The sequence below is a fragment of the Solwaraspora sp. WMMD937 genome (assembly GCF_029581175.1).
Lineage (GTDB): Bacteria > Actinomycetota > Actinomycetes > Mycobacteriales > Micromonosporaceae > Micromonospora_E.
The window spans coordinates 167070-180473 of sequence record NZ_CP120738.1 but is presented as its reverse complement, the minus strand read 5'-3'; the positions used below and the strand labels follow the sequence as shown (position 1 = coordinate 180473).

General features: G+C 70.3%; 7 protein-coding genes. All 7 read right to left on the bottom strand.

The genetic code is table 11. The features are described 5' to 3' along the window. Positions 1-83: 83 nt before the first annotated feature. The 7 genes from O7621_RS00805 to O7621_RS00775 all read right to left on the bottom strand — a co-directional run bounded on the left by O7621_RS00805 (position 84) and on the right by O7621_RS00775 (position 13403). Entirely contained in the window at positions 84-5885 is a 5802-nt protein-coding gene (locus O7621_RS00805) for a ThuA domain-containing protein (protein ID WP_348775276.1), read from the bottom strand. Between the two features lie 249 nt (positions 5886-6134). Further along, positions 6135-6752, bottom strand: coding sequence for a hypothetical protein (locus O7621_RS00800; RefSeq protein ID WP_282232283.1), 618 nt, complete (start codon positions 6750-6752; stop codon positions 6135-6137). Continuing rightward, positions 6749-7345: a CDP-alcohol phosphatidyltransferase family protein gene (locus O7621_RS00795; protein ID WP_282232282.1), complete on the bottom strand. Its 597-nt coding sequence runs from the start codon at positions 7343-7345 to the stop codon at positions 6749-6751. The genes O7621_RS00800 and O7621_RS00795 overlap by 4 nt, the downstream gene beginning before the upstream one ends. Positions 7346-7492: 147 nt before the next feature. Further along, positions 7493-10471 carry a glycine--tRNA ligase gene (locus O7621_RS00790; RefSeq protein WP_282234804.1) on the bottom strand — a complete coding sequence of 993 codons (2979 nt, stop codon included), beginning with the start codon at positions 10469-10471 and terminating at the stop codon, positions 7493-7495. Between the two features lie 154 nt (positions 10472-10625). Beyond that, on the bottom strand, positions 10626-11024 hold the full coding sequence (locus O7621_RS00785) for a PPOX class F420-dependent oxidoreductase (protein ID WP_282232281.1): 399 nt from the start codon (positions 11022-11024) through the stop codon (positions 10626-10628). A 76-nt stretch (positions 11025-11100) separates the two neighbouring features. After that, a complete protein-coding gene (locus O7621_RS00780; protein ID WP_282232280.1) occupies positions 11101-12726 on the bottom strand; it encodes a CotH kinase family protein in 1626 nt (541 codons plus the stop codon). Beyond that, positions 12726-13403, bottom strand: a complete 678-nt coding sequence (locus O7621_RS00775; RefSeq protein ID WP_282232279.1) for a DUF4956 domain-containing protein — start codon at positions 13401-13403, stop codon at positions 12726-12728. Before O7621_RS00775 ends, O7621_RS00780 begins: the two co-directional genes overlap by 1 nt. Position 13404 lies beyond the last annotated feature (1 nt).

The window sequence follows — 13404 nt, the reverse complement described above, 5'->3', positions numbered from 1 at the left end:
TCCTGTCTCGTCGACGGGTCGGTGACCCGTCGATAGGACGGTGGCCCCGCCCGGCACCGAGGACCGGGCGGGGCCACCGCGGATCAGAGTTGCTGGTCGGGGTCGATCCGGGTGGGGTCCTCCGCCAGCCGACCGGCACCGGTGACCGGCTTTCCGCCGTTCGCCTTCACCCCGGCCGAGCTCGCCGTGCCACCGAGCCGTTCGATCATGGCGTCGGCGTCACGGATCAGGGTGTCCCGCACGTCGGCGTCGGTGACCAGATCCGGGTCGGCGGCGAGGGCCTTGAACGCGGTCAGCTGCTGGATCGCCCGCTTGTCCTTGCCGGCCGCCTCCGACAGCCGGACCGCGTCCAGCTTGTTGGACAGCTTGCGGTCCGCCTTCTTGGACAACCGTCCGGTCGACTTGAACCTGTCGATCAGGTTCTGCATGTCCCGGAACGACGTGGTGACGAAGAACCGAACCGTCGAGGTGGTGTCGTTGCCCGCCTTGTCGGTCGCGGTCACGGTCAGCTCGTGCAGGCCGAGCGGCAGGTCGTACATCACCTGGAGGGTGTCGTTCGCGTACGGCTGCCCGTCCAGCGTGCCGACGACGGTGTCGATGCCGGAGGTCGGGTCGACCGCCTGCCACGACACCCGTACGTCCTGGCTGTCGCCGTACAGCTGGCCGTCGGCCAGCCCGGAGATCAGCAGGGTCGGCTTGCTGCCGTCGATCTTCACCACGGCCGACTTCAGCGCCTCGACGTTGCCGGCGAGGTCGGTGGCCCGGTAGAGCAGCTCGTGGTCACCGTCGCCGGTCACCTCGACCGGCTCGTCGTACGGCGTCCAGTCACCGCCGTCGAGCGACCACTCCAGCAGCTCGACCCCGGAACCGTCGTCGGTCGAGGAGAGCACCACCGGGATGGTGCCGTCGTGCCAGCCGTTGTCGTTCGCCGGGGCGAACTCCGCCGAGCTGACCGGTGCCGTGGCGTCGATCTGGAAGGTGACGGACCGGGTCTGCTCCACGTTGCCGGCGGCGTCGGTGGACCGGAACCGCAGCTCGTGGCTGCCGTCCCCACTCACCGCTACCGGCTCGGTGTACGCCGTCCACCCGGTCTCGTCGTCGAGCGAGTACTCGGTACCCGCCACCCCGCTGCCACCGTCTTCGTCGGTGGCGGTCAGAGTGACCGCGACCGGCCCCGGGTACCAGCCCTCGACCGGACCAGCCGGCTCGCCGGTCCCGGCGACCTCGGCCTCGGTCACCGGCGCCGTGGTGTCCTCCTCCGAAACCTCCGTGGTCAACCGGAAGTAGTCGAACGACACGGTCTTCGACTCCGTCTGGTTGGCGCCGAGGCTGAACAGCCCGACCTTCGGGTTGGCCCCGACAGCCGCGTTGGTCAGCGACTCGAACTCCGTCCAGTCGGTGCCGTCAGCCGAGTACGCGGCGGTGTAGGTGTCGCCGACGCGGGCCAGCCGCAGGTGCCACACCGCCGAGGTCAGCTCGCTGACCTGCGGCTGCGGGTTCTGCACCGCCGCACCGATCTCGCTGCGGTACTCGATGCGCCGACTGACCGGGCTGCCGACGGTGTTGTCGGCGATGAAGTCCAACTTGAGATAGTTGTCGTCATCGGCGTACACCAGCAGCCCGGCCTGTTGGTACTGCTCGTCCAGCAGGCTGCCGTCGACCTTCGTCTGCAGGGTCCAGTCGCCGTCCGGCGCGGTCTGCAGGATGAAGTTCGTCGGCCCGGAGTTGTCCGCACCGTAGATGTCACCGTTCGACACGTCGATGTGCAGCGACCCGTCGGCGACCCGGTAGGCCGCCGCGTCCTCCCGGACGATGGCGTCCCAGCGGCACACGTCCAGCGAGCTGCCGTCGAACTCGTCGGACGGCTCGACCGGACCGGCCGGCTCATCCGGTGTCACCTGGAACCAGTCGAAGGCGGCGTCGACCACCGGAGCCTCGGTCCCACCGTTGAGCGCGAACACGCCGAACTGCGGGTTCTCGATGCCAGCCAGCGCAGCCTCGCGGCCGACCGGGGTGAAGGTCTGCCCGTCGGCCGACATGGCCGCCGTCAGGTTCGTCCCGTCGCTGGTCACCCGCAGGTAGATGGTGTCACCTGTGGGCGCGTCGGTGGCGTCGGCACCCTCGTTGCGCGGGGTGCCGGCGGTCTCCCGGATGAACTCCACCCGGCGACTGCCGTTGTACAGCAGATCCAGCTTGGCGTAGTTGTCGTCATCGCCGTAGACCAGCAGACCAGCCTGCTGGTAGTTGGCGGTCACCGGCAACGTGACCTTGGTGGTGGCCTGCCAGGCGCCGTCCGGCGCGGGCTGCAGGACCAGGTTGGTGGCGTCGTTACGGTCGCCGTACAGGTCACCGACGCCGGTCGGCAGCAGCAGCGTGCCGTCGGCCACCGAGTACACCTGGCTCTCCCGGACCACCGTCCACCGGTCGCGGTCCAGTTCGTTGCCGAGGAAGTCGTCCGACCGTGCCCCGAAGCAGGACGTGTTCGGCGCCTCGACCCGCACCGACGTGTACGCCGATGCCGTCGCGCCCCGGGCGTCGGTCACCACCAGGGTGGCGACGAAGGTGCCCGGTGCGGTGTAGGTGTGGCTGGCGTCCAGGGTGTCAGCGGTACCGCCGTCACCGAAGTCCCAGGCGTACGTCAACGGGGTGTCGCCCTCGGCGTCGGTGGCCGTGCCGTCGAACGCCACGGTGAGCGGCGCGGTGCCGGACGTCGGCGTCGCGGTGACGCTGACCTGCGGCGGCGCGTTCTCGGTGACGCCTCGGCCGAGGAAGTCCATCCAGTTGACGTTGAACAGCGAATCGGCGCCGCCACCCGGATCCCGGGCGACGAAGTACAGCACCGCCGCGTCGGCACCGCCGGTGACCGGCGCGGTCACGTCGGTCCAGCTCTGCCAGTCGCCGGTACCCGCGATGTCAGCGGAGGCGACCACCGGACCGTCGACGGCGTCGGCGCGGACCTCGATCCGGCCGCCGGCCGTCGCCGACGCGACCCGGAACCGGATCGAGTCGACGTTGGTCAGGTTGGCCGGGTCGACCGACCACCAGTCGCCGTCCTCGATGAAGCCGATGTTCTCGCCGCCACCGGCCGGGTCGCTGGTGGTCTCAATCTGTACGCCCGGCTCGTCGTCGCCGGTGGCGCCGTCCACCCGCCCGGTCGAGCTGAAGTACTCGGCCTGCTTGCGCTTGGGCTGCAGCAGCTCGATCGCCCGGCCGGTCAGTGGCGCGGCACCGCCGACCCCGCCGTCGTCGGTGTAGGTGGCCTCGAACACGCCGAAGACGTTCGCCTCGGCGCCGTGGCCGGCGGCGAGCTGGGTCTGCACCGTGCCGGAGCAGCCGGTGTGCTGCTCCAACGGGTGGGCGTGCTCGTCGTGGCCGAGCAGCACCTGCAGCTCCACCCGGTCACAGTCGATCTCGCCGTCCTCCGGGTCGGTCACGGTGATCGTGTACTCGACCTGGTCGCCCCAGTCGAAGAAGCCGCCGGCCGGCGGGAAGTCGATGGTCACCGTCGGTGCGGTGTTACCGACTGTCACCGGTACGTTGGCAACCGCCGTACGCTCGTTGGGGTTGGTCACGGTCAACTGCGCGGTGTAGTTGCCGGCCTCGGTGTAGGTGTGGGTCGGGTTGGCCTCGGTGGAGGTCCCGCCGTCACCGAACGCCCAGGCGTAGGTCAGCGTGCCGCCGTCCGGGTCGCGCGAGCCCGCGCTGGAGAACTGCACGGTCAGCGGTGCCTGGCCGGAGGTCGGGGTGGCGCTGGCCTGCGCGATCGGTGCCCGGCTACCGGCGATGTAGTCGATCCGGTAGACCCCCGAGTCGTCGTTGTTGCCGCCGAAGCCGCTGCCCCACTCGATCAGGTACAGGGCGCCGTCGGGGCCGAACTCGAAGTCCATCGGGCGGACGAAGCTCATCCCGGTCAGCAACTGGTTGATGTCCACCAGGTCGGTGCCGTCGGCACCGACCTGCATGGTGTACATCTTCGACTGGTTCCACTCGCCCAGCAGCGCCTTGCCGTCGTAGTACGCCGGCCACTTGCGGTCGGAGGCCAGCTCGGCGTCGTAGCGGTAGACCGGCCCGCCCATCGGCGCACCGCCGCCACCGATCTCGGGGTAGCGCGGGTCACCGCTGTAGCCGTAGTCGACGGTGGCGGGGATCGCCGGCGGCAACTCGGTCAGGCCGGTGTTGTTGGGGGAGTCGTTCACCGGTGCCGAGCAGTCGAACTTCGCGCCGCTGGGGCCGGACGGGAACTGGTAGTCGTTGTACGCCTCGTTCGTCCCGGTGCAGTACGGCCAGCCGTAGTTGCCGGGGGTGTCGACGATGTTCCACTCGACCAGGCCCCGGGGGCCCCGGTTGGGGTTGTCCGAGTTGGCGTCCGGGCCGTAGTCCGCCACGTAGAGCGTGTCGGTGGCCAGGTCCACGCCGATCCGGAACGGGTTGCGGAAGCCCATCGCGTAGATTTCCGGGCGGGTCTGCGCGGTGCCCGGTGCGAACAGGTTGCCGTCCGGGATGGTGTACGTCCCGTCGTCCTCCGGGTGGATCCGGATCACCTTGCCGCGCAGGTCGTTGGTGTTACCGGAGGTGCGCTGCGCGTCGTAGTCCTGCCGCCCGGCCCGCTCGTCGATCGGGGTGTAGGCGCTCGACTCGAACGGGTTGGTGTTGTCCCCGGTCGCCAGGTAGAGGTTGCCCTGGCTGTCGAAGGTCATGGTGCCGCCGGCGTGGCAGCAGGTGTTGCGCTGCGTGTCGACCTGCAGCACGGCCTTCTCGCTGGCCGGGTCGATGCTGTCGCCGACCACGGTGAACCGGGACAGCAGGTTGCGGGCCACGCCGTCGTTAGGGGCGTAGTAGAGGTACACCCAGCCGTTGTCGGCGAAGTCCGGGTCGAGCCGGATACCGATCAGGCCGTCCTCGTTGCCGGTGAACACGTCGAGGTCGATCGCGGTGACCGTGTTGCCGGTGTCCGGCTTGACGATCTGCACCCGGCCGTCCCGCTCGATGTAGAACACCCGCCCGTCCGGGGCGATGTCCAGCTCCATCGGGTTGCTGGTGTTGCTGTCCAGGGTGATCTTCTCGAAGCTCTCGGTCAGCGAGGCGCCGCAGTCGGAGTCGACGACCCCGGCGGCGGACTGGATGCCGCCGAGCAGGTGGTCGAGGAACTCCGGCTCGGCGAACGACTCGTTGGTGTGGCCGCCGCCGGTGTACCAGGCCCGGCCACCGTCGTAGTCGCTGCACCAGGCGATCGGGTGGTCGGCACCCATCGCGCCGGCACCTGGGGTGTAGGTGGTCTCATCCAGGCTGGCCAGCACGTGCACGTCGCCGCGCGGGTTGGTCTGGAAGTTGTACCACTCGTCGTAGCGGACCCACTCGGCGGGCAGTCCGTCGGTGGACGGGTGGGCCGGGTCCTCGACCTTGACCGTGGCGTTCTGGTTGGCGGGGTGGCCGGAGAAGTAGGCACCGACCAGTTCGCCGTACCAGGGCCAGCTGTACTCGGTGTCGGAGGCGGCGTGGATTCCGACGTACCCGCCACCGGCCTGGACGTAGCGCTCGAAGGCGGCCTGCTGGGCGGTGTCGAGGACGTCGCCGGTGGTGGACAGCCAGATGACCGCCCGGTAGTTGGCCAGGTTGGCGTCGGTGAAGTCGGCGCCGTCCTCGGTGGTGTCGACGGTGAAGCCGTTGTCGGCACCGAGCTGCTCGATCGCGGCGATGCCAGCCGGGATGGAGCCGTGCCGGAAGCCGGCGGTCTTGGAGAAGACGAGCACCGAGTACGGCTCGTCGGCGGCCGCCTCGAAATCGCCCGGGCCGGCCTGCACCGCAGGGCCCGGATCGACCGGGTTGCCCGGGTTGCCCGGTGCGGCCTGCGCGGCAGGGGCGCCGAGCAGGGCAGTAGACAACATTGAGAGCGAAAGTATTGCAGCGGTTAGCGGGCCACGTCGAAGGTGGCGTCGGCGGGTTCGGGACACGTGGTCTCCTAGTCCTGGTGAACACACTGTCGGGTGGGCCGACCCGCCGATGGTCGTCCCGTCTGGCCCGGTGAACGCGCTGCCACGACGCGGTCACCGAGGTTTTGTTAAGCCGTTGGACAAATTAGGGACTGCCGGCTCTGTTTCCGGCAAGGGCTATGCGTGTAACGGTTTGATAAACGCTCAGCCGATGAACCAGCTGGGAACCATCGCAAGTGCGACGAATCGGATTGATCTGCCGACGAAGCAGACCACTGTGAACACACTGGCCGGCATCCGGGTGCCACCGGCCACCACCGTCGTGACCAGCAGCGGAGGCACGCCGATCACGCTGCTCGCGAACAGGGTCGGTACGACGAACGCCGGCTCGTACAGTCGGCGGTGCTCCCGGGCCACCCAGCCCGCCCAGCCGGACAACCTGCTGCGCAGCCCCTGCGGCAGTCGGTCGCCGATCGCCGGACCGATCCGGCGCAACCACAGGGCCCGCGACCTGCCGTCCGCCGTCGTCGGGTCCGCTGCCGTCGTGCCGTCGGCCGCTACCGCGCTGGCCGTGGCCGCCGCCTTCGGCGCGGTCCGCTTGTCCAGCCACCGGCGCAGCCACGGCGACCGGATCACCCCCCGCGATGCCAGGAACATGGCGAGCTTGGCGGCGGTCTGGCCGAACGCCGCAGCGACGCCCAACGCGACCGGCTGATGGGACGTGGTGGCGGTCAACGCGATCAGGTACGGCTCGATCGGAGTCACCGGCGACACCGCCGACAACGCACCCACCGCGACGGTGGCCAGCAGAACCGCGATCACGAGGAGGCGGCGCGCAGACCCGGAAGGTCGACAGCGAGCGGGATCCGGGCCACCACGACGAGCGAAGCGAGCTTCACCGCGGCGATCGCCAAGGTGAAAGCCACCGGAAGCACCGGCGACGGTGCCAGCACCACCAGCAGCACCAGGCCGCCGGTGTTCAACGCCTTCGCCACCGGCGACCAGTTGAACCGGTACACCTGGGTGTGCACAAGATTGAAGTAGTTCGGGCTCAACAGCGGCCACCGCAGGAAACTCAGGCTCAGCACCAAATCCACCACGACGAACTGCACGACGAAGATGACCAGCGGCACGCCCATCGACGGCAGCAGCGGGATCAACGCGGCGGCGACCGCCAGGCAACAGACCCGGTCGCAGACGATGTCGTAGACGGCGCCGAACCGGGTCTCCTGCCGCAGCAGCCGGGCGGCCAGACCGTCCGCCATGTCACCGATCCAGTAGCAGGCGATCGCGACGCCGGTGAGCACCGCGCTGTCGCCGACGACGGCCAGCACGGCCAGCCCGACGGCGACCACGGTCCGGACCGTGGTGATCAGATTCGGTACGTTGCGGACCGGCCCGGCAGGCCCGTCCACCCAGCCGTGCGGCGCGGCCGTGGCGGCACCGGCGGACGGGTGCGTGTCGCAGGCTCCCGGAGACGTGATGGCCGGCCCCCGCCTTCCTCGTCGACACCGAGTGTGGACTGACAGACGGTAGCACGGCCGGCGGACCCCGCCTCCGCGTCACATCCGTAGCTGTGGCCAGTCCAGCACGTCGGCGGCGAGCGCCGCGACCGTGGCGAGCAGACCCAGTCGGGCCTGACGCAGCTGCGGATCCTCGGCCATCACGAAGACGTCGTCGAAGAAGGCGTTCACCGGCGCGGTCAGCTGCCCGGCGATTCCGGTGAACCGGTCGAGGTCCGCACTGTGGTCGAGATCGGCCCGCACCTGCTTGACCACCTCGTGCAGCCGCACCTCGGCCGGCTCGGTGAGCAGCGCCGGGTCGTACTCGGCGGGCACGTCGGCCGGGACGATCCGCCGGGCCCGCTGCAGCGCCTCGGCGAGTGCCCGGAACTGCTCGTCGGCCAGTAGCCGGTCCAGCTGGGTCAGCAGCCGGTCGACCAGCTGCGGCCGGTCGGCGTGCGCCAGCACCGCGCGGACCCGGTCCACCGGCTGGCCCTCCTCGGTCAGCAGCTGCTCCACCCGGCGGGTCAGGAACTCGACGATCTCGGCCAGCACCGCATCGTCGACCGGCACCGGCTGCCGCCGGGCGGCAGCCGCGAGCCCGGTGGCCAGCGAAATCCCGGCCAGCCCTGGCTGACTCCGGTGCACCGCCAGCAGCCCCAGCACCGCCCGCCGGATCGCGAACGGGTCGCTGCTGCCGGTCGGCATGCCGACCGTGGCGGCCAGCCCGGTCACCAGATCCAGCCGGTCGGCCAGCGAGAGCAGCGCCCCCGGCAGCGACTGCGGCAACTGGTCACCGGTGCTGCGCGGCAACTCGGCCTCGAACACCGCCTGCGCGACCGCCGCCGGCTCTCCGGCGTGCCCGGCGTAGTCACGGGCCATCACCCCGGCGAGACTGGTCATCTCGGTGACCATCTGCGAGCCGAGGTCGAACTTGACCAGCTCGGCCGCGCGGTCCAAGGTCGCCCGGTCCGTATCGGACAGTGCGATCGTCTCGGCCAGGTCACCGGCCAGCCCGGCGATCCGGTCAGCCCGGTCCGCCATCGACCCCAGCTTGTCGGTGAAGGTCAACCGGTTCAGTCGGGACCGCAGCTCGGCCAGCGGGGTCGCCCGGTCCGCGCGGTAGAAGAACGCCGCGTCCTCGTACCGGGCCCGCAGCACCGCCTCGTTGCCGGCCCGTACCAGATCGGTGTCGATCGCGCCGTTGGCGACCGCCACGAAGTGCGGCAACAGGGCACTGTCCGCACCACGCACCGGCAGGTACCGCTGATGCTTGCGCATCACCGTGGCCAGCACCGCCTCAGGTAGCTCCAGGTAGCGTTCCTCGAACCCGCCGAGCAGCGGCGTGGGCTGCTCGATCAGGTCCACCACCTGGGTGAGCAGACCGGCTTCGGCGGCCAGGTCGACCTGACCGCCGACGCCAGCGGCCAGCTCACCGGCGGCGGCGGTGACGATCGCCCGGCGTTCCTCCGGGTCCACCACGATGCCGGCGTCACGGACCGTCGCCAGGTAGCTCTCCGCGTCGGCCACCTCGACGGTCGACGTCGCGGCGGTCCGATGCACCCGGGTGGTCCGGCCGGCGGCCAGCGTGGACACCTCGACCGGCACCACCACGTCACCCCAGAGCGCCAGCAGCCACCGGACCGGACGGGTGAACGCCAGCTGCGGATCCCGCCAGCGCATGTTCTTCGCCGAGCGCAGGCCGGTGACCACCCCGGCGAGCACCTCGGTGAGGACCTCCGTCGCGGTGCGGCCGGGCTCGTCGCGCAGCATCGCCAGATGCGGTACGCCGCCGATCTCCACCCGGGCCAGGTCGGTCACCTCGACCCCCTGGGAACGGGCGAAGCCCGCCGCAGCCGGGGTGGGTGTGCCGTCCGGGCGGAACCCGGCGGCGACCTTCGGGCCGCGTACCGTGCGGGTGTGGTCGGGCTCGCGGGCGGCGACCGCGTCGACGACGGCGACCAGCCGGCGTGGGGTGGCCAGCACCCGGACGTCGCCGTGCGTCAGCCGGGTGGCGGCCAGCCGGTCGGCGACCAGCTTGGCGACCTGCTGGCGGGCCGAGCGGACCTCCGACGGCGGCATCTCCTCGGTGCCGATCTCGAACACCAGCTGCCGGGCCGGGGCCGATTCACCGGGCTGCGCGGCCGCTGCGTCGGCCTGCCCGGCCGGCGCCGGTGGCACCACGCCGAGCGGGTGGCCCAGCTCGTCGCGGCGGCGCACCCACAGCTGCGCCACCTCGCCGGCCAGCCGGCGCATCCGGGCGAACTCGGTGGCCCGCTCGGCGGTGGAGACCGCGCCCCGCGCGTCCAGCACGTTGAACGCCTGCGAGCACTTGAGCACGAAGCTGTGCGCCGGGACCGGCAGCCCGGCGTCGATCATCCGCTGCGCCTCGGCTGCGTACAGGTCGAGCAGCTGCCGGTTGGTGGCGACGTCGGCGTCGTCGAGGTAGTAGCGGGACATCTCGTACTCGCCGGGGCCGAAGATCTCGCCGTAGGAGATGCCCGGCGCGTACGCGATCTCCTTGAAGTGACGGACCCCCTGCAACGCCATCATGATCCGCTCGATGCCGTAGGTGATCTCCACCGACGGCACCTCGAGGTTGATCCCACCGGCCTGCTGGAAGTAGGTGAACTGGGTGATCTCCAGCCCGTCCAGCCAGACCTCCCAGCCCAGACCCCAGGCGCCGAGCGCCGGTGAGGCCCAGTTGTCCTCGACGAACCGGACGTCGTGCGCGGCCACGTCGATGCCGAGCGCGGCCAGGCTGCCGAGGTAGAGCTCCTGCGCGTCGCCCGGCTCCGGCTTGAGGATCACCTGGAACTGGGTGTGGGTCTGGATCCGGTTCGGGTTCTCGCCGTACCGGGCGTCGTCCGGACGCACCGACGGCTCTACGTAGGCGACCCGCCACGGCTCGGGACCGAGCACCCGCAGGAACGTGGCCGGGTTCAGCGTGCCGGCGCCGACCTCGGTGTTCATCGGCTGGACCGTCAGGCAACCCTGCTCGGCCCAGTACGCCGCGAGGCGGGCCAGCGCGTCCTGCATCGTCAGCACGAATTGCTCCCAAGGTCGGTGACGGCCGGTACGTGGGGTACCGGCCGGCGGCGGTTGATTCCGGGCCATTCTATTTGCCCGGCTGCGACCGGCCTGAACGGGCCGTGACCCGTGCACCGGTGGGCGGTCCGCTGGGAGCGGAGGTTCAGCGGTCGAAGCCCCAGGCGTGGTAGGACTCCACGGTCAGCCAGGCGGACACCCGGGGACGCTCCCGGTTCGGGTAGCGGTCCCCGGTGTAGTGCCGGGCGAGTCGGTCGATCCCGGCCAGCTCGGGGTCCGGCTCGATGGTCACCCTGCCGTGCAGACTGACATGCCGGTACCAGGAGTCGCCGTCCAGCACGGTCAGCGACACCCGTGGGTCGGCCCGCAGATGCTCCAGCCGCTTGCGTCCGGCGTCCAGGTTGAGCAGCACCCGGCCGTCGTCCCACAGGTACCAGGTGGCGACGGTCACCGGCGTGCCGCTCGGGCTCACCGTACCCATCACCGACGGGTTCGGCCGGCCCAGCATTTCGACCAGGTGTTGCGGCATCGGCGGCTTGGCCATCGACGGAGCTCCTTCCAGCGGGCGACGGGTCGATTGGTCGCCTACGGTCACCGACTCTACGGCCGTCAGGCGCCACTCACACCTGATCGCGCAGGCTTTCCGTCCGTTGCTCGACCGTGGTCCGCAGCTGTTCCAGCTCGGTCGCGACCGCCGAGCCGTCCTGACCGTCGACGGTTGCCAGGACGGCGGCCAGGCCGTCCAGCGCGGCCGTCGCCGCGCCGCTGGCGAACATCCGCTGATAGAGATCGCGGTACGCGGCCTCGTACACTTCGGTGAACGCGTCGCTGGCCAGGAACCGTTCCTTGAGCGGGTGCCCGGCCGACCGGCCGGGACCGCCGCCCTGCGGCGCCGGCCCGGAGCCGGCCCTGTCGGGTGGCTGGAATCCGTCGGGTGGCTGGAACCTGTCCTGTGGTGCCGTGCCGTTCTGCGGCGTGGCACCGCCGTCGCCACCACCGAACCGGCCGCCGCCCATGGTCACCGCGTCCTGCGGCCCGAGGGTGGCGTCGCCACTGAAGGTCAGGTTGTGGTCCCAGCTGACCACCGTGAACTTCCGGGTGGCCAGGTCGTACCAAAGGTAGTAGTTGCGGCCGGGACCGGCCATGTCGTCGAAGTTGAGCAGCAGGTTCTGGGCGGCGACGTAGCGGGCGAACGACTCGACGTCGACGTGATCGGCCAGCTCGTCGTCGAACTCGTCGTCGGACGCCTCGGACACCCAGCGGATCAGGTTGATCACCGGCTGCAGGTCCTGGCTTCCGGTGAGGTTGATCTGCTTGAAGTCGTCCTGGTACTCGACCGGATCCTCGCCCCGGTAGGTGAACGAACCGCCGGCCAACGACTTGTAGAGCACGCCACTGTCACCCAGCCCGGCGGCGTAGTGCTCGTCGGGGTGTTCCACCACGAGGCGGGCGGTGGTGGGCCGGTCGTTGACCGTGAACGCGCTGTACGCGTACCGCTGGGTGGCCATCCCGGCGGTATCGAGCAACGACAGGGCGAGGGCCTCGTTGGCCACGGCGCTACCGCCACCCATTCCGCCGACCCGCACTGCGATCTCCTGTAGTCCCTGGTAGCGCCGTCCCTCGACAAACGTGTCGAAGCTGATCAGCCAGGGCAGGTTCTCCGGTTCCTCGGCGGCCAGCCCGGCCCGGCCCATGCCGCCGCCCGGCCCGCCTGCGCCCTGCTGCTGTCCCTGCCCACCGTCGGGTCGCTGCCCTGCACCGAACTGTCCGCCGTCGGGGGCGGCCCCGCCGCGTTGCGCGGTCTCACCGTCGCGGGTCAGACCGGACAGGGTGGAGTTGCCTTTGAGCCGGATTCCCACGCTCGGGATCGTGGTCGAGTCGACCACCAGGTCCGCCTCGAGGTACTCCTTCTCGCCGTCGTCGAAGTAGGCGTCGAGCATCCGCTGGTAGTCGGCGTCGGCGAAGACCAGCGAGATCTCGTGGGCCACCGTTGGGTCGAACAGGTCAATGGTGCCGGCGATGTCGACCGTCACCAGGTCGGTCGCGGCGTCGGCCGCGCTGGTGACGTACGGCCGGATCCGGGTGCTGCCCAGCACGACCGTGACCACCAGCAGGAATACCGCGCAGCTGGCCAGCAGCCGGTAGTTGTGCCGGATGCGCAGCGGGATCCGGTGCCGTAACCGGTGCTTCGGCACAGCGCCCGGCGGCACGGCCGGTGGATTCGGGGTGGACGGTGTACCGCTCATCACAGGTCCGTCTGGTCGTAGCCGGTGAGCACCGTGACCCGCTGGCCGCCGGTCAGTTCGCTCAACGCCGCGATCAGTTCGCCCGGCTCGGTGCCCTTGCTCAACCTGACCGTGTACATCAGCTCGGTCAGCGCTCCGCCCCGGATCGACTCGATGCTGACCAGCTCGAACTCGGTGGTCAGCCGCAGCAGCACGTCCTGTACGGCGTGCGTGTGGTCGCGGTCCGGTGGCACCTGCACCTTCACCACCTGGCGTTGCACGTTGAGCGCGAACCAGTTGAAGCGGTACATCACCCCGATGATCAGGCAGATCGCGACCGTGGCGATCACCGCGAGCAGGTAGAACCGGGTGCCGCAGGCCATGCCGACGCCCATCACCAGGAAGATGAAGCCGACGTCGCGGGTCTCCTTGATCGCGTTGCGGAACCGGACCACGGACAGCGCGCCGACCAGGGCGAAGGCCCGGGCGATGTTGGAGCCGACGACCAGCATGATCAACGAGATCAGCATGCCGAGGATGATCAGTGTCTGAACGTACGACTGGCTGTACGACACGTTGCGGTGGGTGGCCCGGTAGACCCAGCCGATGACTGCGCTGAGCACGAAGGACAGCGCCAGCGACGCGGCGATGTCGCCGAGGCTGAACGTGCTGGACAGGTCCTGGAAGGTGATGTCCATG